The sequence below is a fragment of the Streptomyces sp. WZ-12 genome, from assembly GCF_028898845.1.
Lineage (GTDB): Bacteria > Actinomycetota > Actinomycetes > Streptomycetales > Streptomycetaceae > Streptomyces.
In genome coordinates this window covers 8717683-8737836 of the sequence record NZ_CP118574.1, presented here as the reverse complement: position 1 = coordinate 8737836, position 20154 = coordinate 8717683, and the positions used below count along the sequence as shown (strand labels likewise).

Annotated in this window: 20 protein-coding genes; 11 read left to right on the top strand and 9 right to left on the bottom strand. The window is 70.7% G+C overall.

Features of this window, described 5'->3' with window-relative positions; genetic code table 11:
* Window positions 1-9 precede the first annotated feature (9 nt).
* From PV796_RS38340 to PV796_RS38330, 3 genes are all read left to right on the top strand, one after another.
* Window positions 10-1224 carry a Gfo/Idh/MocA family protein gene (locus PV796_RS38340; RefSeq protein ID WP_274918412.1) on the top strand — a complete coding sequence of 405 codons (1215 nt, stop codon included), beginning with the start codon at window positions 10-12 and terminating at the stop codon, window positions 1222-1224.
* A 284-nt stretch (window positions 1225-1508) separates the two neighbouring features.
* Window positions 1509-2105, top strand: a complete 597-nt coding sequence (locus tag PV796_RS38335) for an HAD family acid phosphatase (protein ID WP_274918410.1) — start codon at window positions 1509-1511, stop codon at window positions 2103-2105.
* Window positions 2106-2204: 99 nt separating this feature from the next.
* Window positions 2205-3188: a helix-turn-helix domain-containing protein gene (locus PV796_RS38330; protein WP_274918409.1), complete on the top strand. Its 984-nt coding sequence runs from the start codon at window positions 2205-2207 to the stop codon at window positions 3186-3188.
* Window positions 3189-3340: 152 nt separating this feature from the next.
* Here the strand turns inward: PV796_RS38330 and PV796_RS38325 are convergent, their stop codons facing one another.
* Together PV796_RS38325 and PV796_RS38320 are read right to left on the bottom strand one after the other, a co-directional pair.
* Window positions 3341-3544: a ferredoxin gene (locus PV796_RS38325; RefSeq protein WP_274919382.1), complete on the bottom strand. Its 204-nt coding sequence runs from the start codon at window positions 3542-3544 to the stop codon at window positions 3341-3343.
* Window positions 3545-3613: 69 nt separating this feature from the next.
* Window positions 3614-4834, bottom strand: coding sequence for a cytochrome P450 (locus PV796_RS38320; RefSeq protein WP_274918407.1), 1221 nt, complete (start codon window positions 4832-4834; stop codon window positions 3614-3616).
* Between the two features lie 211 nt (window positions 4835-5045).
* Between PV796_RS38320 and PV796_RS38315 the strand changes: the two genes are divergently transcribed.
* The 3 genes from PV796_RS38315 to PV796_RS38305 all read left to right on the top strand — a co-directional run bounded on the left by PV796_RS38315 (window position 5046) and on the right by PV796_RS38305 (window position 7684).
* Window positions 5046-5582: a TetR/AcrR family transcriptional regulator gene (locus PV796_RS38315; protein ID WP_274918406.1), complete on the top strand. Its 537-nt coding sequence runs from the start codon at window positions 5046-5048 to the stop codon at window positions 5580-5582.
* A gap of 321 nt (window positions 5583-5903) precedes the next feature.
* Window positions 5904-6704, top strand: coding sequence for an SDR family oxidoreductase (locus tag PV796_RS38310; RefSeq protein ID WP_274918404.1), 801 nt, complete (start codon window positions 5904-5906; stop codon window positions 6702-6704).
* A gap of 155 nt (window positions 6705-6859) precedes the next feature.
* Complete coding sequence (locus PV796_RS38305; protein ID WP_274918403.1) at window positions 6860-7684, top strand: lipase family protein; 825 nt, start codon at window positions 6860-6862, stop codon at window positions 7682-7684.
* A gap of 80 nt (window positions 7685-7764) precedes the next feature.
* On the opposite strand, the gene PV796_RS38300 is transcribed toward PV796_RS38305, so the two are convergent.
* The 5 genes from PV796_RS38300 to PV796_RS38280 all read right to left on the bottom strand — a co-directional run bounded on the left by PV796_RS38300 (window position 7765) and on the right by PV796_RS38280 (window position 13763).
* Window positions 7765-8496: a hypothetical protein gene (locus tag PV796_RS38300; RefSeq protein ID WP_274918401.1), complete on the bottom strand. Its 732-nt coding sequence runs from the start codon at window positions 8494-8496 to the stop codon at window positions 7765-7767.
* Window positions 8493-9635 (bottom strand): NAD(P)/FAD-dependent oxidoreductase, encoded by a 1143-nt coding sequence (locus PV796_RS38295; RefSeq protein ID WP_274918400.1) that lies wholly within the window; start codon window positions 9633-9635, stop codon window positions 8493-8495. The genes PV796_RS38300 and PV796_RS38295 overlap by 4 nt, the downstream gene beginning before the upstream one ends.
* The gene (locus PV796_RS38290; RefSeq protein WP_274918399.1) at window positions 9632-11650 is read right to left on the bottom strand and encodes a LodA/GoxA family CTQ-dependent oxidase; all 2019 of its coding nucleotides are present in this window, start codon (window positions 11648-11650) and stop codon (window positions 9632-9634) included. The genes PV796_RS38295 and PV796_RS38290 overlap by 4 nt, the downstream gene beginning before the upstream one ends.
* Window positions 11651-11907: 257 nt before the next feature.
* Window positions 11908-12546 (bottom strand): TetR/AcrR family transcriptional regulator, encoded by a 639-nt coding sequence (locus PV796_RS38285; RefSeq protein WP_274918398.1) that lies wholly within the window; start codon window positions 12544-12546, stop codon window positions 11908-11910.
* A gap of 2 nt (window positions 12547-12548) precedes the next feature.
* Window positions 12549-13763 (bottom strand): cytochrome P450, encoded by a 1215-nt coding sequence (locus PV796_RS38280; RefSeq protein WP_274918397.1) that lies wholly within the window; start codon window positions 13761-13763, stop codon window positions 12549-12551.
* A 211-nt stretch (window positions 13764-13974) separates the two neighbouring features.
* Between PV796_RS38280 and PV796_RS38275 the strand changes: the two genes are divergently transcribed.
* Both PV796_RS38275 and PV796_RS38270 read left to right on the top strand, forming a co-directional pair.
* Window positions 13975-14238 carry a hypothetical protein gene (locus tag PV796_RS38275; RefSeq protein WP_274918396.1) on the top strand — a complete coding sequence of 88 codons (264 nt, stop codon included), beginning with the start codon at window positions 13975-13977 and terminating at the stop codon, window positions 14236-14238.
* Window positions 14225-14575 (top strand): hypothetical protein, encoded by a 351-nt coding sequence (locus PV796_RS38270; RefSeq protein WP_274918395.1) that lies wholly within the window; start codon window positions 14225-14227, stop codon window positions 14573-14575. Before PV796_RS38275 ends, PV796_RS38270 begins: the two co-directional genes overlap by 14 nt.
* A 24-nt stretch (window positions 14576-14599) precedes the next feature.
* On the opposite strand, the gene PV796_RS38265 is transcribed toward PV796_RS38270, so the two are convergent.
* Together PV796_RS38265 and PV796_RS38260 are read right to left on the bottom strand one after the other, a co-directional pair.
* Entirely contained in the window at window positions 14600-16018 is a 1419-nt protein-coding gene (locus tag PV796_RS38265; protein ID WP_446750655.1) for an alpha/beta hydrolase family protein, read from the bottom strand.
* 82 nt (window positions 16019-16100) lie between these two features.
* Window positions 16101-16526, bottom strand: coding sequence for a MarR family winged helix-turn-helix transcriptional regulator (locus PV796_RS38260; RefSeq protein ID WP_274919380.1), 426 nt, complete (start codon window positions 16524-16526; stop codon window positions 16101-16103).
* Between the two features lie 266 nt (window positions 16527-16792).
* Here PV796_RS38260 and PV796_RS38255 point away from each other — a divergent pair, with 266 nt between their 5' ends.
* From PV796_RS38255 to menE, 3 genes are read left to right on the top strand one after another with little or no spacing between them, the layout of a single operon-like run.
* Entirely contained in the window at window positions 16793-17722 is a 930-nt protein-coding gene (locus tag PV796_RS38255) for an SDR family NAD(P)-dependent oxidoreductase (RefSeq protein WP_274918394.1), read from the top strand.
* On the top strand, window positions 17719-18606 hold the full coding sequence (locus tag PV796_RS38250; protein WP_446750654.1) for an amidohydrolase family protein: 888 nt from the start codon (window positions 17719-17721) through the stop codon (window positions 18604-18606). The genes PV796_RS38255 and PV796_RS38250 overlap by 4 nt, the downstream gene beginning before the upstream one ends.
* An 11-nt stretch (window positions 18607-18617) precedes the next feature.
* Window positions 18618-20138 carry an o-succinylbenzoate--CoA ligase gene (gene menE, locus PV796_RS38245; protein ID WP_274918392.1) on the top strand — a complete coding sequence of 507 codons (1521 nt, stop codon included), beginning with the start codon at window positions 18618-18620 and terminating at the stop codon, window positions 20136-20138.
* The last annotated feature ends 16 nt before the right edge of the window (window positions 20139-20154 follow it).

Sequence of the window (20154 nt, the reverse complement as noted above, 5' to 3'; positions counted from 1 at the left end):
GAAAGGCAGTTGACGTTGTCGAGCCCCCTGGAAGACCCCCCACCACACACCCACGGTGACCTCCGACTGGCCGTAGTCGGTCTCGGCCTGCGCGGCAGGCTCGGCAGGCATGTCGCGGAGCGGGGCCTGCCGGCGCGGGTGGTGGCGGTGTGTGACCCGCTCGCGGCCCGTCGGGAGCGCAGTCGGGAGCTGTATCCGGAGGCGGCACACCATGCCGACCACCGTCCCCTGCTCGACCGGGCCGCGAACGGGGACTTGGACGGCGTCCTGCTGACCACGCCGGACGACACCCACGAGGAGCTGGCCGTCTCCTTCCTGGAGGCCGGCGTGGCGGTGTTCGTCGACAAGCCCCTGGCCATCACGACGGCGGGTTGCGACCGGGTGTTGGACGCGGCCCGGCGCACCGGCACCAGGCTCTACGTCGGGCACAACATGCGGCACATGCCGGTCGTCCGAACCCTGCGGGAGCTGATCGCCAAGGGCGCCATCGGCGAGGTCAAGGCGATCTGGTGCCGCCATTTCGTCGGCCACGGCGGCGACTTCTACTTCAAGGACTGGCATGCGGACCGGCGGCGGACCACCGGTCTCCTGCTCCAGAAGGGCGCGCACGACCTCGACGTGATCCACTGGTTGGCCGGCGGCTACACCGTGCGGACCCAGGCGATGGGCGGGCTGACCGTCTACGGCGACATCGCGGCGCGGGGCGGTCAGGGCGAGCGGACCATGACCGAGTGGTACGACCCGGGCGCCAACTGGCCGCCCACCTCGCTGACCGGCCTCCATGACGTGGTGGACGTCGAGGACCTCTCGATGATGAACATGCGACTGGACAACGGCGTGTTCGCCGCGTACCAGCAGTGTCACTTCACCCCCGACTACTGGCGCAACTACACCGTCATCGGTACCCACGGCCGGATGGAGAACTTCGGCGACACCGAAGGTGCGGTGGTGAAGGTCTGGAACAGCCGGCGCAGCGGCTACCGCGTGGACGCCGATCTCGTCGTCGAGGTGCCCTCCGAAGACGGCGGTCACGGTGGTGCCGACCCGCAACTGGTGGCCGAATTCGTGGACTTCGTCCGCGCCGGAATTCCCACGCTCACCTCACCGATCGCGGCACGGCAGGCGGTGGCCGCCGGCTGCGCCGCCACGGAATCACTACGCGCCGACGGCATTCCCGTCGATATCCCCCCATTGGCACCGGAGTTGCTCGCCCATTTCGCTTGACGGCCGGACGGAAAGGGGCGGAACGCGACGGAACGCGAGAGGCGGGGCCGAAGGCTCGGAGAACCGAGAATCGTGCGCGAATGGCGGAGAAACCCCAGAAGAACGACAGTGGACCGGCGAAGGAAACGGGGCGCAGAGCGTGTGCCCATCGCGGCCAATGGCGTGATCTGGACACTATGCGACGGCCGATTCAGGTACCACTGTCCTGGACGATCACGCACAGGAGACAAGAGCTACCTGAGCGTTCACGGAAGAGACCGCAGGCAAAAGGAGTGATGGACGAAATGGTCAAGGACATCGTCAGGGGCAAGAGGCGCGCCCTTGTGCTGTTGGGCCCGGCGGTGGGCATGATGATGGCCCTCCCCGCCACGGCGCAGGCGGCGCCCCACCCCGCCGAGTTGCCGAGCGAGAGTCAATGGCTGCGCGATATCGCACCGATCGCCGCATCTTTGCAGGACTACCTGAAAGGCCGCCTTTCCGGTGGAAAGAGCGGCGAAAAGCCCGCCGTCGTCCTGGACATCGACAACACCTCGCTGGCGACGCACTACGACCGGGGAAAGCCGATCGAGGCGATTCTCAAGGCGACCGAATACGCGCACGAGCACGGTGCCGCCGTGCTGTTCGCCTCGTACCGCAGCCCGAGCAAGCGGGACGCCACGACCCGTGAACTCACCTCGGCCGGCTACACCGTGGACGGCCTCTGCCTCAAGCCCGACGGTGACAGCCCGGGCAAGGCCAAGGTCAAGCTCGGCTGCCGGAAGAAGTACGAGTCCGAGGGATACACCCTCATCGCCAACGTCGGAAACCGCAGCACCGACTTCGAGGGCGGACACTACGAGAAGGGCTTCAAACTGCCTGACTACGACGGCCAATTGAGCTGAGACGGCCCGTTGAGCTGACTCAGCCTCCCGGCGCCCCTCCCCCTCTCCCTCTCCCCCACACTCGCGCACTGTCGGAGCTCCCCCACCCATGAGCCACCCATGAGCGATGACGACCGGTCGGCCCCTCTCCTGCGGCTCGGCCTGTCCGAGGCCGAAGCCGCCGCCTATCTGGCCATGTTGGACGCCGGCCCCACCACGGCGAAGGCACTGGCCCGGCGGCTCGGCCAGGCACTCGCCGTCACGGAACGCACCCTCACCCGGCTCATCCATCTGGGCCTGGCGTCCAGTCACGGTCCCGACGGTTCCGGGGTCGCCCCGATCGAGCCGTCACTCGGCCTGGGCCACCTCGCCAACGCCCGCGCCGCGGAGCTACAACAGGCCCACCTGGCGGCGATGGACGCCTACCGCACCTACCGCCGCCAGGTACACCCGCAGGCCACCGACCACCTCGTCGAAGTGGTCACCGGGCAGCAGATCGTCGAACGCATCATGCAGGTGGAGGACGCGGCCTCCACCGAGGTGTTGCGTTTCGACACGCCCCCATGGCACACCGGCGGCACTCCCAACCCGATCGAGATCCGGAACCTGGAACGCGGCGTCGCCTACCGCGTCGTCTACTCCAAGTCCGCGGTGGAGAACGGCGATTACTACGCCTGCAACATCAGGCCCTGCATCGCGGCCGGCGAACAGGCGCGGGTCCTGCAGTCCCTGCCGGTCAAGCTGGCCGTCTTCGACCAACGCCTCGCCATCGTCTCGCTGGCGTTCGGCGACGCCGAGGTGAACGACTCGATGCTGCTGGTCCGTCCCTCCAGCCTGCTGCGCGCGCTGACCGGCCTGTTCGAGACCTCATGGCGCTCCGCCTACCCGCTCCACTTCGGCGAACGGGTACCGACCGCGCTGCGCCCGGTCCAACGCCGGATCCTGGAACTGCTCGGCAGCGGCATCACCGACGAATCCCTCGCCGAACTCCTCGGCATCAGCCGCCGCACCCTGTCCCGACAACTGGAACAGCTCAACCGCGCCGCCGGCGCCACCACCCGCTTCCAACTCGCCTTGTACGCGGCACGGAAGGGGTGGATCTGACCCCTCGGTCTGCGGCCCGCCGACCGACCTGAATCTCGCGTGCCTGCCCCGGAACCCCCAAACCACCTCCGCGCACGGGGACCGGGGCAGGCACCCAACCACCACAACCCACAAGAGCCGGCTCCACACGCCTCACCGCGGAAGCCAAGTCCTTACTCGGCCTCCTCCTCAACGACACGCACGGCGCCCGAAGGGCAGAGCAACCCGGCCTCGCGCGCCGCGGGCCGATCGCCCTCGGCGGGCTCGGCCGTCAATACCGTGACGATCCCGTCGTCATCCTGGTCGAAGACCCCGGGGGCGGTCAGCGCGCACAATCCGGCACCGACGCAGACCCCCCTCTCCGCACTCACCTTCATGGCCATGGCCATTCCTTCCCTTCGCTCCCCCACCAGACTCCCGGTTCGCCCTCCGCTGTCTCGTCGTCTTCACCACGTGACCGGGAGCTCGTTGACCCCTTGGATCGTGGTCCCCGGACGTAGCGTCAACTCCGTTGTGGGGACGGCCAGTTTGAGCGTCGGTACGCGGTCCAGCAGCGCGGTGAGGATGACCTCCAGCTCCAGCCGGGCGAGGTTCTGGCCCAGGCACTGGTGCACGCCGAAGCCGAACGAGAGGTGGTGGCGGGCGGATCGGTGCACGTCGAGGGTGTCCGGGTCCTCGTAGACCGAGGCGTCGCGGTTGGCGATGGAGTTGGTGACGATCACGCCCTCGCCGGCCTTGATGACCTGGCCCTCGATCTCGATGTCGGCCAGGGCGACGCGGCCGCCCGCGGTGTCGGCGATGGCGAGATAGCGGAGCAACTCCTCGACGGCGCCGGGGATGAGACTGTGGTCGTCCCGCAACGCGGCGTACTGGTCGGGGTGTTCCAACAGGGTGATCACGCTGAGGGAGGTCATCGAGGCCGTGGTCTCGTGACCGGCGATCAGCAGCAGCATCGCGGTGGAGGCCAACTCCTCGCGGTCGATCTCACCCTTGGCCAACTGCTCGGCCACCAGGCTGCCGATGAGCCCCGGGCCGGGCTCTGCCTGGAACTTGGTGATCAGCCCGTCGAAGTAGCCCGCGAGGTCGTCGCGCGCGGCGGCCGCGACCTGCGCGTTCTCGCCCTGCACCAGGCGCCTGCTGGCGTCCTGGAAGAAGTTGTGGTCGGCGTAGGGCACGCCGAGCAGCCGGCAGATGACCATGGACGGGACCGGCAGCGCGAACTGGCTGACCAGGTCGGCGGGCGCGCCCGAGGCCAGCATCTCGTCGAGGAAGCCGTGCACGATCTCCTCGACCTCGGGCCGCATGGCCTTGATCCGCTTGACGGTGAACTCGCTGATCGTCATCCGGCGCTTGGGGCCGTGCTCGGGCGGGTCCATGCCGATGAATGCCTGGCGGTTCTCCCGGATCGCCTCGATGCGGGGCGAGGTGGCGGGGAAGCTGGCGTGGGTGCGGTTGGAGGACAAGCGCGGGTCGGCGAGCAGCTGGCGCGCGGCCTCGTGCTTGGTCACCACCCATGCCTGGCGGCCGTTGTAGAGGGTCACCCGGTGCAGCGGACCGGGGGTGTCCCGCAGCTTGGCGTAGCCATCCGGTAGCCGGTAGGGACAGGTCCGGTCGTTCGGGAAGGCGGGGGCGTCTGCTGCCTGGGGCGTTGCGGTGGTCTCGGTCATCGGTCCACTCCGAATCGAAATCTCTCACCGTTAAAGAACGCCTAGTTCTCTAATTCGGAGCATAGACTGCCCCCATAGGGAACGCAATGGCCTCTACCGGAGATCTTCAGGAGTCACGCTGTCACCCAACGCCGACCCCACCACCGCACCCGCCGCCGACCACCGCAAGGGCCCCCGCCGCCGCGGCGCGGAGCTGGAGAACGCCATCCTCATGGCGACGCTGGAAGAGCTCAGCGAGACCGGCTACGCCGCACTGACCATGGAGCGGGTGGCCACCCGCGCCCGCACCGGCAAGGCCGCCCTCTACCGACGCTGGTCCAATCGGGCCGAACTCGTCGTGGACGCCTGCGCGTTGGCCGGCTTCTCGCAGATCGAGATGCCCAACACCGGCGCCCTGCGGGAGGATGTGATCGCCCTGATGCGGCAGATCGCCGCCAAGATGACCAGCCCGCTCGGCGGCATCCTGCGCGGCCTGCTGGCCGAGATGACCCGCGACCCCGAGTTCGCCGCCCTCATCCGCAAACGGCTCCACACCGCCGGCCCGGCGTCCCTCCGCAACATCCTGGAACGCGCGGTCGAACGCGGCGAGATCGAAGCCTGGATCCTGGACTCGCGCCGCGCCACGGTCGCCACCGACCTCCTGCGCAACGAGTTCCTCATCTTCGGCACCCCCGTCACCGACGACGCCATCACCGACATCGTCGACAACGTCTACCTGCCCCTGGTCCGCCGCCCGGCACCGAGGTGAGCGGCGAGGACCGCAGCGACAACAAGCACTGCCAGGGCCACCCGGGCAGCGCTTGTTGGGCAATCAGGCCGCCGCAGGGAGCAGTCGATCGCGCGACCCGATTTCGTCAACGCGCAGCAAACCAGCGGGCGTTGGGCTACCGCCTCGCACCTGCGAGGCGCGTTCTCGGTGCGGAGCCACACTCAGGCTGACCGCCCCGGCTTGACCCTCACACCCATGTGAGCCCGTACCTTCCTGGCCATCGGAGCGCCCCGGCGGATGCCGGGCCTGCGCCCCGCGGCAATGCCCAGGAAGACGACGAAGCCGAGGATGTCAACTGCCATGACGGACAACGGAAATAGCGCGAACAGCAAGCCGCTCGCTGGCAAGGTTGCGCTGGTTACCGGCGGCAGCCGGGGTATCGGGCGCGCCATCGCCGAGCGCCTCGGTCGCGACGGGGCCGTGGTCGCGCTGTCCTACGCCCGCGATGCGGCGGCCGCGGACGAGGTGGTCGCCCACCTCCGCAAGGACGGTGGTCAGGCCGTCGCGCTGCACGCCCCGTTGGGCCACCGCGGCGATGCCGCCGCCCTGTGGTCGGCCTTCGACGAACGGATCGGGGAGCACGCGCCCGGGACGGGCACGGCCGTCGACATCATCGTCAACAACGCCGGTATCGGGATGCTCGCGAGCCTCCCCGAGCTCAGTGCGGACCAGTTCGACGAGGTCTTCGCGGTGAACGTCCGGGCCCCGTTCTTCGTCGTGCAGGAGGGGCTCAAGCGGCTGCGCGACGGTGGCCGGATCATCAACGTCTCCAGCGCCGCCAGCCGGCTCGCCATGCCCCAGGCCATCGCCTACGGCGCCACCAAGGGCGCCCTCGACAACTTCACCCTCAATCTGGCCCAGGACCTCGGCGCCCGGGGCATCACCGCCAACGCGGTCGCACCCGGGGTCATCGACACCGACGTCAACGCCGAGTGGCTGCGCGGCAATCCGCAGGCCGAGGCGGACGCCGCGGCGCGGGCCGCCATGAACCGGGTCGGCCAGCCGGACGACGTCGCCGACATCGTCGCCTTCCTCGCCTCGCACGACGCGCGGTGGGTCACCGGGCGGGTCATCGACGCCACGGGCGGCGTCAGGCTGTGAACGGGCGGTGAGCGCGGTCTCCCGGCCCGTCGTTCGGGGGAACACCGGGCGCGGCGACGGCGGCGGGCCAGGCACCCGCCGCTACGAAGGGACCGGTCCCGTACCGGAGCGCGCTGCCCCGGTACGAGCGTGACCGCCCAGCGAAAGGAGCCCGCATGTCCGCACCGACCGCGATCGACCACCACGCGTCCGCCGGGTACAGCCTCCCCCTGGCGTACTGGCTGGCCCAGGCGTCCGATCTGGCCTACAAGGACGAGGCCACGATCGAATCCCGGGCCCGCGACTGGGGTTTCGACGAGGTGCGCCACCACCAGACACGGTTCACCCCGCCGTTCCCGCTTGAGGACACCCAGGCGTACACCGCGGCCAGCGACCACATGATCATCACCGCCTTCCGCGGCACGGAGCCGGCGGAGATCCGTGACTGGTTGTCGGACGCCAGTACGCCGCCGTGGCCGGGGCCGGCCAAGACGGGCTACGTCCACTACGGCTTCGCCGAGGCCCTCCAGTCGATCTTCCCGAGCCTCAAGGACGCCCTGACCGAACTGCGCACCAACAACCAGACGGTGTGGTTCACCGGCCACAGTCTCGGTGGCGCGCTCGCCATGCTCGCCGGTGCGCGGATGTACCTGGAGGACCCGCGGCTCCAGGCGGACGGGGTCTACACCTACGGTCAGCCCCGCACCTGTGACCGCATCCTGGCGGAGGCGTACAACAAGGGCTTCAGCAACCGCATGTACCGCTTCGTCAACAACGAGGACATCGTGCCGCAGTTGCCGCCCGAGCCCGTCTTCACCCATGTCGACGCGCTCCGGTACATCGACTCCGGGGGCAAACTGCACGAGTCCATGGGCCTGTTGGGCGGTCTGACGGACCGGGCCAAGGGGTTGACCGCGGATGCCTTCGCACCCGCCACGGCCGGGATCCGGGACCACTCGATCAAGCGCTACCTCTCCGCGATCGAGAAGAACCTGCCCTGAGGGTCGGTCAGATAGCCACCGGCTCGGGCCGCGAGGGGTCCGCAGGCCCGAGCCGGGGCGACCGGGGGTGGCGGCGTCCGTCAGGCGGTGTTGAGGCTGGTGTGGTTCCACCAACCCTGGCGACCGACGATGAAGTCCACCGTCAGGTTGCTACCGCCGATCTTGCCCTGGTACTGCTGGCCCTTCTTCAGCAGGCTCTCCTCGATCACGCCCTTGGGGTCGTTGATCGACTCGATGACGACGGGCGGGACCTTCTTCAGGGTCTCGTCATTGATGGTCTGCTTGGTCGTCACGGTGATGACCTCGTCCCAGTTCGGGCGCTCGGCGAGTTGGTGGGCGAAGTGGACCTCCTGGCCCGCGCCGAACGCCAGGTAGGTGAGGTGCTGGGGGTAGGGCAGGGGCCGGTCCGAGAGGTCCCGGAAGGACAGGACGTCCTCCGGCCGGCACTTGACCGTCGTCTCGGTGGTGGTCATCTGCTGGAAGTCGCGGCTACCGTCCTCCTTGACCACCACCCGCTCCAAGTGGACCTTGAAGTCCTTGCCGTCCTGGAGCTCCGGGAGCTCGAAGTGGTGCGGGCAGCGCAGGGAGTAGTAGACCCGCTTGTCCTCGTTCTTCTTCAGGTCCTCCAGGTACATCTTCTTCAGGGCGCCGTCGTCCTGGATCTGGAAGGCGAAGACCGCCTGGTAGTGGTGGCCGAGGTCCGGGTTGTAGAGGGCCAGGTGGTAGAAGAACAGCTTGTCCTTGCCCAGGATCAGGAAGCGGTGGATGTGCTCGTGACGGTCGTGCTGGGGCGATGCGGATGAGGCGTTCATGTGCGGTAACTGCCTTTCGTTTTCGTGGGGTTGGGGTTGCGGTGCCGCCGGGCCCAGAAGGGGCGGTCGGCCCATCGGGTCTCCTGGGCGTGTACGGCGCGGTGGCCGTACTCGTAGGCGGCACGGGCGGTGGCGACCTTCTCCGCGTAGCCGGCCAGCGCCGTGGGGTCGCCGGACAGCCGGGCGTCGACCGCCTCGCCCGCGCTCAGTCCGGTGTAGAGGGCGGTGAGGATGCCCTGGGAGCTGAGCGGGTCGAAGGCGGCGGCCGCGTCACCGGCGGCCGTCCAGCCGTCTCCGTGCACCCGGTCCAGGTGGGCGGTGTGCGCGGGGGCGCGGCGGGGTGGGTGGGGCGGGCGAGCGTGCGGGCGCGTCCGGCGGGAGATGTGGCGGGTGGCCAGCAGCCGGTCGTGGAACCCCTCGGCGCCGCCGGCGGCGGCGAGGGGCAGGTCGGGGTCGGTGAAGTAGGCGACCAGGCGCTGCCGGGAGGGCAGCGGGGCGGTGTACCACCAGCCGTCCTGGTCGGACTCGACCAGCAAGCGGCCGTCGGTGGTGGCGTCCGGGGCCGGGTCGAGGAGGAGGTGGAGGGCGGTCAGCCGGTCGGCGGTCAGCCGGCGGGCGCCGGCGTGGACGGCGAGCGCGGCGCCCCGCCCGGTGGCGTCGATCAACCACCGGCAGTGGACGGTGCGTTCGGCGCCCCGGCCGGCGCGGTCGCACAAGGGGACCCGCCAGGTGCCGTCCGGTTGCCGGGCCGGGCGTCGGACGGCGGTGCGTTCGACGACCTCGGCGCCCGCGGTGCGGGCGGCCTTACGCAGCCTCCGGTCGAAGAGCGCGCGGTCCAGGTGCCAGCCGTGGCCGTAGGGGTCGCGGAGCGCGTCCACCGCGTGGAGTTGGGACGAGCCCCAGGCGGAGAGGTTTCCGTGGCAGGGCAGGTGTCCGGTGTCCAGGACGGTGCGGTCCACGCCGAGGTCGGTCAGCAGCAGTCGCGCGACGGAGACCAGCGCCTCGCCGACCTTGGGCGGTCCGGTGCCGGCGTCGGCCAACAGCACCCGGCGGCCCGCCCGTGCCAGCGTGAGCGCGGCGGCGCAACCGGCCGGTCCGCCGCCGGCGATCAGCACGTCGTAGACGGGTGCCGGTGTCACGGGGCGTCGTGGAAGGGGTCGAGCTTCTCCAGGTAGCCGGCGGCGATTTCCTCGTCGCCGTAGCCGGTGAGTTCCTTGGCCTCCTCGACCGCCTGCTGGACGAGCGACCTCTCGACCTCCTCCGCGGAGGTGGCACCGCGCCAGGTGCCGGCCGCCGCGGCGCGCTGGGGAATACCCGCCTCGGGAACCTGGATGTTGATGAGGTTGGCGTGGTCGGGAACCGACCCGTAGCCGGGTTGGGACTCGACTTGCAGATACTTCGGGAACTTGCCGTCGCCGACGGTGTATTCGCGCGGCTCGACGATGCCGAACTGCCACCAGATCTCGATCATCTTCTCGCGCTGCTTGTTCATCTCCACGCCAGGAAGCCCGCGCAGCCACACCGCCCGGTTCTCGAACGCCTTCTCGCGGGCGCTGTCGTCGCCGGTCGGCTTGGTGTTGACGGTCTTGAAGTCCTTCTCCGTCAGCACGTGGTTGGGCATCTGGGCGGGCCAGAAGGTCGGCACGAAGGGGCTGTAGCGGGCGCCGAGTCCGGATCGCTCCGCGTATCCCATGCGGCAGCTCGCGGTGTCGCACTGCCAGGGGGCGGCCATCCAGCGCGTGAGGTCACCGGGGCCCTGGGCGTAGAGCGGCCCGTCCTTGCTGTACAGGTCCACGTCCTTGAGTACGTCGCCGTAGTCGCGTTCGGGCTGGTCCGGGCTGCGGTGCAGGATGCGGAACGGCTCGGAGTACATGGTCTTGTGGCGGATCGGCCAGGTGATCTCGCTGCCCGGGTGGAAGGCGTCGGCGGCGCAGTTGTCCAGCGCGGCCTGGTCCAGCAGACCGGGCTGTCGGGCGGCGGGGGCCTGGTCCACGTCGGGGTATGTGGTCCGGCGCGGGCCGGGGGCGAAGCGGCCTTCGGACCATTGGGCCAGCATCCAGTCCTGTGTGGGGGACAGGGTCAGGTGTTCCCGGACCGAGGTGGCCTTGCCGCCCGTCATGGCGTCGCCGTACAGCCACGGCCAGGGAACGGGCGACATCCCGTCCCGGTCGTAGTCGCGCATCTGCTGGTAGATCTGGCGACGCAGGTCGCGGCTGGTCTCCCCGGGGTCGTTGAGCCGCCTGCGCATCTCCGGGTCGTCGAAGTGGTGCGGGCCCTTCCAGCCGAACTGGGTGGCGAAGCCGTGGTTGACCCATTGCAGTTCGCAGAACCGGACCAGCAGCGGCTCGATGTCCTCGGGATAGGAGACCTGCACCACCCTGTCCAGCGTCTTCTCGGTCGCGAAGACGTCGTACAGCAGGTCGTAGACGGTGCGGATGGTCTTGACGCCGGGCGCGTAGTGCGGCGGACCGACCACGACCCAGGCCGGCGTCGCGCTGATGGTGACGCCGCCGAGGGTGACTTGGGCGGTGATCGGGCCGTCGGAGGTGTTGTCGTACCAGGTGTCGTTGTTGGCGACACCGGTGATCTCGCCGGGCGGGTCGGTGTAGGAGCCCGATGCGCCGTCCCCGCCGGCGACGACGAGGCGGCCGTCGCCATCGACGTGCGCTGCGCCCAGGCGGACCCTCTTGGTCATGATCTCGCCGTCGAAGACGACGAGATCCTTCTCGCCGGCCACGAGGGCCTTGACGCCCGAGTCGATGACCAGTTTCTTGCGGTCGGCGCCCTTGACGGAGGCGTTCCGCCGGCTCCGCTGGGCGTCCGACAGTTTGGCGGCCTCGGGGATGTCGAGCGGGCAGTGGAACTGGTACCAGGCGGCTTTCTTGTTGGCTAGATGAGCCGTCCACTTGATGTCGGTGACGCCTTCTTCGCCCAGCTTCAGTTCCCGGACGACGTCACCGGCCGCGTTGTAGCCGTAGAGCCGGAAGCGGGCCGCCTGCTTGATGATCTTGCCGTTGCCGTCCTTGTACGAGCCCAGCTCCAGCGGCGGCTGGTCCGGCGACTCCGGGCCGATGAAGGGCGTTGCGTCGCTGTTGCCGACCCGGGCTATGCCGATGGCAGGGTGAATCCTCACCTGAACGATCTGCTGATCCATTACGGTGCCTCTGCTTGATGTGTGGTCTTCAGTGCCCCTAGTTACGTAATGGTCGTTATCTGTGAATTCCGTGGCGATTCCACCGCGTCCTAATGGGTATGGCGCGACTCCCTCGGACCGCGGTCGACATTAAAGTCGCAGGTCAGGGCATGCCTGGCGACGGTCGCCGCAGGCAATCACGTGTGTGGTGATCGTTGGCCGGCGCGCAGCCGGACGCCCGCCCGGGCCGCGCCGCTCCCCGGTCGGCTCGACGGCCGTCACGGGGCGATCGTCACCGGCGCCAGCCACAGGCCGCTCAGGGCGTCGACAAGTCCGTCCGCGTAGGTGCCCCAGTCGGCGTGGCCGACGGTGGCTCCGTCAGCCAGGGCTCGTTCGCGTTCGGCGAGGGCGTGCACCATCAAGTGGCGTGCCATGTCGCCGCGTTGGAGGCGTACCGGCGGCGGGAGGTCGGGCAGGCAGCGGTTGAGGCCGTCGAGGGTGTGGGCGAGGGACGGGCCGAACGCCTCGTCGATCATCAGCTCGCGGAGCACCGGGTCGGTCATCAGTTGGGCGGCGAACCGCGCGTACCAGGTGGGGCCGCCCAGCTCCGCCAGGTGTTGGGCACCCGGTCGCACCAGGCAGGCCACCCAGTCACGCACTTCGCGGGACGCGCCGGTGCGGGCGAGCATGCGTTGGCGCAGGGCGTCGATCGGCTCGGCGTGGCGGCGGACGACGGCCCGGATCAGCTCGGTCTTGGCGCCGAAGTGGTAGCCGACGGCGGCGTTGTTGCCCTGGCCGGCGGCCTCGCTGATCTGGCGGTTGGAGACGGCGGACACGCCGTGCTCGGCGAACAGGCGCTCCGCCGCGGTGAGGATGGCCTCCCGGGTCCCCGCGGAGCGGGCGGCTTTGAGGGACATCGTCACCACCGGACCGGAACTTCCCGCAGGCCGCCGACGACCAGTCCCTCGATGCGTCGCAACTCCCCGGCGGGAACGGCGAGTTCGAGGGTGGGGAGGCGGTGCAGCAGCACGTCGAGGACGACCTGGAGTTCGGTGCGGGCCAGTGACTGGCCCAGGCAGGAGTGCGGGCCGGAGCCGAAGGCGAGGTGGGGGTTGGGGCTGCGGTCCAGGCTCATCGCGTCGGCGCCGGCGAACGTCTCCTCGTCGCGGTTGGCGGCGGCCATGCTGCACACCAGGGTCGTGCCGCGGGCCAGGACGGTGCCGGCGACCTCGATGTCGTCGGTGACGTAACGGGGCATGCCGAAGCCGGCGTTGGCGTCGAACCGCAGGACCTCCTCCACGGCGGTGCGCACCAGCGAGCGGTCGGCGACCAGTTGCTCCCAGCGGCGCCGGTCGGCGAGCAGCAGCGCCATCATCTTGCCGATCATGTTGGCGGTGGTCTCGTGGCCGGCGATCAGCAGTGCCTGGCCGGTGGCGGCGAGTTGGTCGTCGGTCAGTCGGCCGCCGTCGGCGTCGGTCGCGGTGAGCAGGGAGCTGAGCAGGTCCTCGCCCGGATCGCGACGCCGGGTCTCCAGGTGCGCGGTCATGTAGGCGTGGAAGTTCCGCTGGGCGGTGGCTATTTCGCGCTGGTCGTAGCGGGTGAGGTTCAGCAGCATGTCGGACCAGCGGGAGAACCGGTCGCGGTCGGCTGCGGGGACGCCGAGCAGGTCGCAGATGACCCAGACCGGCAGCGGGAAGCCGACGGCGGCCTTGAGGTCCGCCGGGTGGCCGTGCGCGATCATCTCGTCGACGAGCCGCTCGGCCATGGCCTCGATCGTCGGGCGCAGCGCGGCCATCCGCTTGGCGGTGAACCACTTGGTCAGCATCCGCCGCCACCGTTGCTGGCCCGCGCCGTTGAGGGACGCGGCCATCTCGCTGTTGAAGACGCCGCCGGTGTCGTCGGCGGAGATGCGGGCGGCGCCCTCGGCGTCCAACTGGCGGGTGCAACGCGGGTCGGCGAGCACCTGCTTGACGTCGGCGTAGCGGGTCAGCAGCGCGGCGCGGTCGCCGCTGGGGAGGGTCACGGGGGCCACCGGGCACGAGGCGCGCAGCTCACCCCACTCCTCGGGCGCCGCCAACGCGTTCGGTGCCGTGAGCGGATAGCCCAGTGCGGGGCCGCCGTTGTCGTGGCTCACCACCGTCTCCCTTCGTCCCGAAGTCGCTTGAAGTCGGCGGTCAGTCAACGCCGACCGAAAACGTAAGTCAAGCAACTGACTTAACATTGACGGGGATCGGGGCCCGCGACGCGCTCGGGCTCCCGCTGCGGTGCTGGTCATCTCAACTGATCGAGTGCACTCCCGGGGAAGGTCATCGTCTCGCGCGCGCCGGCCAAGTAACCTCCGCGCCATGGGGACCTTCGCCGACGAAGCACGCTCGCGGATGGCGAATCTGTTGCGCATGGCCGGGAACAGCGAGCGGGACCGGGCGTTGATCATCGCGTATGTGGAGTCCACCCCCGAGCCGCCGCCGCTCGGGCCGCGCGGCATCCACACCAGCGGCTGCCCGCGGTGCCGGAACACCATGTGGGGCCAACGGGATCGGGACGGCCGCTCGATCTCCGTCTGCGCGCGGTGCGGATTCGTCAAGGAGGCCGACGGTGGACTGTCCTGACTGCGGCTTGTCGATGCTGGAGCCGGGCGCCCAGAGTAACCGGCACTGGTGCTATCGCTGCGGTCGCGTCGCGGCGACGGGTGAGACCGCGGACGACATCACCATCCGCGAGCGGGGCCGGCAAGAGGCGTTCGTCCTGCTCGATTACGCACTGGCGCTGCGCGGCGGGTGCCGTGCGCGCCCCCCGATGGAGGATCTGCGCATGGGTCAGCTCATTGAGACCAGAGGCTGCGGCAAGTGCGGCGGCACCATGTACCGGACGGTCGAGACGGACGGGGACGGGAGGCCGACGCAGGAGAGCCAGTTCGTCTGCTCGGTCTGCGGACACGTGGAGTAAGGGCATTCATGGCATGACGTGTCGTCAATTGTCGTTCACACGGCGGGTGTTGGTGCGGTGGTGGTGGGCGAGGTCGAAGGGGCGAGGGTAGGGGCCCGGGCGGAAGGCGATGTAGCGGGCCGCGGTGGTGGGGTCGAGGCGGTGGGCCGCGGTGTTGAGCGCGGCGGGGCCGGTGCCGCCCCAGTGGCCGGTGGTGATCCGGCGGTCGACGGCGTGCAGGGCGGCGGCCCGTTCGGCGGGGGTGAAGGTGCAGTGGCCGGCGTTGTCCACGTACGCCTGGCGGAGCAGGCGCGTGGTGCCGGCGGCGGACACCGCGCGCCGGTAGGCACTTTCGGACTGTACGGGGATGAGGGGGTCGCCCGCGGTGTGGATGTCCAGTTGGGGCTTGCGGAGGCGGCCGGTGAAGGCGATGTTCCGGGTGAGGTAGGCGACGGCGGAGGGGTCGGCGTGGAGCCTGGGGGCCTTGTTGAGTGTGGCGAGGTCGTGGGCGAGGGACCGTCCGGCGGCCTTGTAGAGGGCCTTGACCTCTGGGTAGTCGGCGGAGCGGCGGAGCAGGGCGGCGTAGTTCACCCCGGTGTTCCAGGAGGGGGAGCCACCGGCGCGGTGTTCGGCTTCCCGGCGCCAGGAGAACGCGGGCATCGCCAGTAGGCCGGTCATCGCCTGGTACTGGTTGGCCTGTTGGGCGGTGTAGTCGGTGGGGGCCGGGCGGGTCTGGGCGGGGTCGTTCCAGCCGGGGATGTTGTGCAGGGCGGCGGCGAGCGCGATGCGGGCCCGGCCGGTGGCGCTGCGCTGTGCCCGGGTGACGGCGCCGGTGAGCGCGCGGGCGGCGGCGCGGGCGTTGGCCTGGCTGCCGAGGCGGGTCAGGGGGATGCGCGAGCCGGGGGCGAGGAGGGTCTTGAGGGCGAAGACCGGGTCGAGGGTGGAGTTCCAGTTGGCGACGCCGCCCTGGACGAGGCCGCAGGTCGACAGTGAGCCGTCGAGGCGGTCGGGGTGGCGTTCGGCGAGGGCGGTGGTCACCAGTCCGCCGTAGGACTGGCCCCAGGCGATGGTGCGTTGGGCCCGGCCGATGCGCGCGGTGAAGGCGTCGAAGGTGGCGAGTTGGTCGGGGACGGCCTGCGCCACGGCCCATCCGGTGGTGGCGTACGAGGATCCGGCGAGCGCGTATCCCTCGGCGAGGAGCAGTCGTGCGGTGCGGGCGTCGGAGGCGTCCTCGGCGGGGTTCGAGGAGCCCGCCGCGCGGTAGCCGTGGCTGAAGAGCAGGAGGGTGCCGTTCCAGTGGGCCGGTGCGTCGAGCACGTAGGTGGCGCCGGAGGCCAGCGTGCCGTGGAGGTGGACGGTCCGACCGGTGGCGTGCGCGGGGGTGGTGGCGCCGAGGGTGCCGGCGGCGAGCAGGGCGGCGGCCAGGGCACCGGTGGCGCGTGGGGTGGGGATGCGGGGTTTCACGGGCGGGTTCCTCCTCGATCGATGGGTGGGAGGGACGTGCGGCCGGGCGGGCCGCACGCCGGGTACCGCGGGTGCTGCCCGGTCAGGAAGGGTCGGGCTCCGAGGCGCGCAGCAACAACCCGTGCAGCGCGGTGCGTTCGGCTTCGGAGAGCGGTGCGAGCAGTTGCTCGGTGACGTGGCGGCTCATCCGGTCGGTGTCGCGCAGGAAGGCGCGGCCGTCTTCGGTGAGGACGATGAGGCGGCTGCGCCGGTCGGTGGGTGCCGGGCGTCGCTCGACGAAGCCGAGCCCTTCGAGGTCGTCGACGAGGCCGACGATGGCGCTGGGGTCGTAGCCGAGGCGGGTGCTCAACTCCCGTTGCAGGGCGCCCTCGGCGGTGGCGAGGTAGCGCAGCAGCGCGTAGTGGCGCAGCCGCACCCCGGATTCCTGGAGGGCGGCGTTGAACATCTGTCCGGAGCGCAGGCCGAGTCGGTAGAGGAGGTAGCCGGTGTCGGAGTGCAGGCCGCGCATCCAGGGTTGGTCGGGGGCGACGGATTCCGCTCCGCGGGTGGGCGGTTGCTTGCTGGCGATGGCGTGCTCCCTGGTCGGGGCCCGGGTGGGGCCGGTGCGCGGGGTGTGCTGCGCCCAGCATGGCGCAGCACTGGTGTCGCCGACAACCATTGACGTCAACAATTATTGGTCTTAACTTCGCTATGGATCGTCCGGCGCGGATCGAGCACAGCTCTCCGACGCCCCTCCCGCCCTGCGCAACTCCCCGCTCCACGAAGGGACTTCCCATGGCACACCCCTCCCCCATCGATCTCACCGGCAAGGTCGCCGTGGTCACCGGCTCCGGCCGCGGGCTCGGCCTGGCCTACGCCACCGCCCTGGCCGCCGCGGGCGCCGCGGTCGTCGTCAACGACGTCGACGAGGCGGCCGCCGAACGGGCCGTGGCCGCCGTCACCGCGGCCGGCGGAACGGCGGTCGCCGAGACCGTCCCGGTCGGCACCGCCGAGGCCGCCGACCGGCTCGTCGCCCGCGCCGTGCACGCCTTCGGCCGCCTGGACGTACTGGTCACCAACGCCGGGATCCTGCGCGACCGGATGCTGTGGAAGATGACCGACGACGACTTCGACGCCGTCGTCACCACGCATCTGCGGGGCACCTTCACCTGCGCCCGGGCCGCCGCGGTCCACCTGCGGGCCCAGGGGCGGGGCGGCAGCCTGGTGCTGGTCGGCTCGCCCGCGGGCCAGCGCGGCAACCTCGGCCAGACCAACTACGCGGCGGCCAAGGCCGGTATCGCGGCCATGGCCCGCACCTGGTCCATGGAGTTGGCCAGGGCCGGCATCACGGTCAATGCGATCGTGCCGGTCGCCGCGACCGCCATGACCCGGACCCTTCCCGCCTTCGCCCCCCACGTCGAGGCGATGGAGCACGGCGCTCCGCTGCCGGGCGCGCTGCGCAAGGGCGAGGGGTTCGGCACCCCCGAGGACTGCGCCGCGCTGGTGCCCTTCCTCGCCTCCGACGCGGCCCGCGGGATCACCGGCCAGTGCATCGGCATCGGCGGCGACAAGCTCACCCTGTGGTCGCACCCCCAGGAGGTCGCCACCGCCTACGCCGACGGCGGCTGGACCCCGCAGGCGCTCGCCACCGCCTGGCACACCTCGGTCGGCCGCGCCGCACAGACCGTCGGCATCCCCGCCCCCGACCTCACGGAGGCCCGATGACCGGCATCGACGTGGCCGCCCTGACGGCCATCGACGTCCACACCCACTGCGAGGTCTCGGCGGACGGACGGGCCTCGCTGCCCGCGGAGTTGCACGCCGCCTCCGGCGCGTACTTCAAGGTCACCGGGGACCGGAAACCGACGCTGGCGGAGACCGCCGCCTACTACCGCGAGCGGCGGATGGCCGCGGTGGTCTTCACGGTGGACGCCGAACACGCCACCGGGACCGCGCCGGTGCCCAACGAGGAGGTGGCCGAGGCCGCCGCCGCCCATCCCGACGTGCTGATCCCGTTCGCCTCCGTCGATCCGTTCCGGGGCCGCGCCGGCATCCGGCGGGCCCGCCGCCTGGTCGAGGAACACGGCGTCCGCGGCTTCAAGTTCCACCCCAGCATCCAGGGCTTCTACCCCAACGACCGGCTGGCGTACGGGCTGTACGAGGTGATCGAGGAGACCGGCTGCATCGCGCTGTTCCACACCGGCCAGACCGGCATCGGCGCCGGCCTCCCGGGCGGCGGCGGAATCCGGCTGAAGTACTCCAACCCGCTGCACGTGGACGACGTCGCCGCCGACTTCCCGCACCTGAAGATCATCCTGGCCCATCCGTCGTTCCCGTGGCAGGACGAGGCGCTGGCCGTGGCCACCCACAAGCCGGGCGTGCACATCGACCTCTCCGGCTGGTCCCCGAAGTACTTCCCGCCCCAACTCGTGCGCTACGCCAACTCCCTCCTCCAGGACAAGGTCCTCTTCGGCTCCGACTACCCCGTGCTGACCCCCGACCGCTGGCTCGCCGACTTCGCCGACCTCCCGATCAAGGACGAGGTCCGCCCCAAGATCCTCAAGACCAACGCCGCCCGGCTGCTGGGACTGACCGGCGCCGGCTCCTGAAGGGGAACGTGATGCGCAACGACGGACTGGGGTCCTGGCCCGCCCGCCGGGCCCGCAAGACCCCGCACCGCACCGCCCTGATGCACCGGTCCACCACCCTCAGCTACGCCGAACTCCACGAGCGCACCACCCGACTCGCGCACGCCCTGCGGACCGCCGGCCTCCGCCGCGGCGACCGCATCGCCTATCTCGGCCCCAACCACCCCTCCTTCCTGGAGGCCCTGTTCGCCGCCGGCCTCCTCGGCGCGGTCTTCGTCCCGCTCAACACCCGCCTGGCCGCGCCCGAACTCGCCTACCAGATAAGGGACTCCGGCGCCGCCGCCCTGCTGCACTCCCCCGCCTGCGCGCCCCTGGCCGACGCGGTGCGCGCCGACGCCGGCCCACGGACCGTCCTCCCGGCCGGCGGCCCCGCCTACGAGGCGCTGCTCGCCGCCGCCCCCACCGCGCCCGTCGACGAGCCGGTCACCCACGACGACATCGCGCTCCTCATGTACACCTCCGGCACGACCGGCCGCCCCAAGGGCGCGATGCTCACCCACGGCAACCTCACCTGGAACGCCCTCAACGTCCTGGTGGACCTCGATCTGCTCGCCGACGAGACCGCGTTGGTCTCCGCACCGCTCTTCCACACCGCCGGCCTCAACATGCTCACCCTGCCCGTCCTCCTCAAGGGCGGCCGCTGCCTGCTCGTCGACTCCTTCGACCCCGGCGACACCCTCGACCAGATCGAACGCCACCGCATCACCTACATGTTCGGCGTGCCGACCATGTTCGACCGCATTGCCCGACACCGCCGTTGGGCGGCCGCCGACCTGTCCAGCCTCCGCCTGCTCAACTGCGGCGGCTCCCCCGTACCCACCCCGCTCATCGACGCCTACCAGGAACGCGGCCTGACCTTCCTCCAGGGGTACGGCATGACCGAGGCGGCGCCCGGCACGCTCTTCCTGGACGCCGAACACGCCGTGGCCAAGGCGGGATCGGCGGGGGTGCCGCACTTCTTCACCGAGGTGCGCGTCGTCCGGAGCGACGGCCTGAGCTCCGTCGACGTAGGGGAGACCGGCGAGGTGGTGGTCCGCGGCCCGCACGTCATGCGCGGCTACTGGGGGCTGCCGGAGGAGACCACGGCAGCCTTCGCCGACGGCTGGTTCCGCAGCGGCGACGCCGCCCGGATCGACGCCGACGGCTACCTCACCATCGTCGACCGCATCAAGGACGTGATCATCTCCGGCGGCGAGAACATCTACCCGGCCGAGGTGGAGAACGCCCTGCTCGCCCGGCCCGACATCGCCGAGTGCGCCGTCATCGGCGTCCCCGACGACGACTGGGGCGAGGTCCCGCTGGCGGTCGTCGTCCCCCGCCCCGGCACCGCGCCCCGGGCCGACGGCCTCCTGGCGTCCCTGCGCGGCCGCCTCGCCCCGTACAAGATCCCCAAGTCCGTCGTACTGGTGGACGCGCTCCCCCGCACCGGCTCCGGAAAGGTCCGCAAGGACCAACTCCGCGCGGAACACGGCCGCCAGCACGGCACCGCCTGACCACCCCGCACCGTCA

Bases quoted from the DNA above. Each gene is read 5' to 3' on its own strand.
- PV796_RS38335 (WP_274918410.1), top strand. From the start codon at position 1,509: ATGGTCAAGGACATCGTCAGGGGCAAGAGGCGCGCCCTTGTGCTGTTG.
- PV796_RS38330 (WP_274918409.1), top strand. From the start codon at position 2,205: ATGAGCGATGACGACCGGTCGGCCCCTCTCCTGCGGCTCGGCCTGTCC.
- PV796_RS38325 (WP_274919382.1), bottom strand. From the start codon at position 3,544: ATGAAGGTGAGTGCGGAGAGGGGGGTCTGCGTCGGTGCCGGATTGTGC.
- PV796_RS38320 (WP_274918407.1), bottom strand. From the start codon at position 4,834: ATGACCGAGACCACCGCAACGCCCCAGGCAGCAGACGCCCCCGCCTTC.
- PV796_RS38315 (WP_274918406.1), top strand. From the start codon at position 5,046: ATGGCGACGCTGGAAGAGCTCAGCGAGACCGGCTACGCCGCACTGACC.
- PV796_RS38310 (WP_274918404.1), top strand. From the start codon at position 5,904: ATGACGGACAACGGAAATAGCGCGAACAGCAAGCCGCTCGCTGGCAAG.
- PV796_RS38305 (WP_274918403.1), top strand. From the start codon at position 6,860: ATGTCCGCACCGACCGCGATCGACCACCACGCGTCCGCCGGGTACAGC.
- PV796_RS38300 (WP_274918401.1), bottom strand. From the start codon at position 8,496: ATGAACGCCTCATCCGCATCGCCCCAGCACGACCGTCACGAGCACATC.
- PV796_RS38290 (WP_274918399.1), bottom strand. From the start codon at position 11,650: ATGGATCAGCAGATCGTTCAGGTGAGGATTCACCCTGCCATCGGCATA.
- PV796_RS38285 (WP_274918398.1), bottom strand. From the start codon at position 12,546: ATGTCCCTCAAAGCCGCCCGCTCCGCGGGGACCCGGGAGGCCATCCTC.
- PV796_RS38275 (WP_274918396.1), top strand. From the start codon at position 13,975: ATGGGGACCTTCGCCGACGAAGCACGCTCGCGGATGGCGAATCTGTTG.
- PV796_RS38260 (WP_274919380.1), bottom strand. From the start codon at position 16,526: ATGCGCGGCCTGCACTCCGACACCGGCTACCTCCTCTACCGACTCGGC.
- PV796_RS38255 (WP_274918394.1), top strand. From the start codon at position 16,793: ATGGCACACCCCTCCCCCATCGATCTCACCGGCAAGGTCGCCGTGGTC.
- PV796_RS38250 (WP_446750654.1), top strand. From the start codon at position 17,719: ATGACCGGCATCGACGTGGCCGCCCTGACGGCCATCGACGTCCACACC.
- menE (WP_274918392.1), top strand. From the start codon at position 18,618: ATGCGCAACGACGGACTGGGGTCCTGGCCCGCCCGCCGGGCCCGCAAG.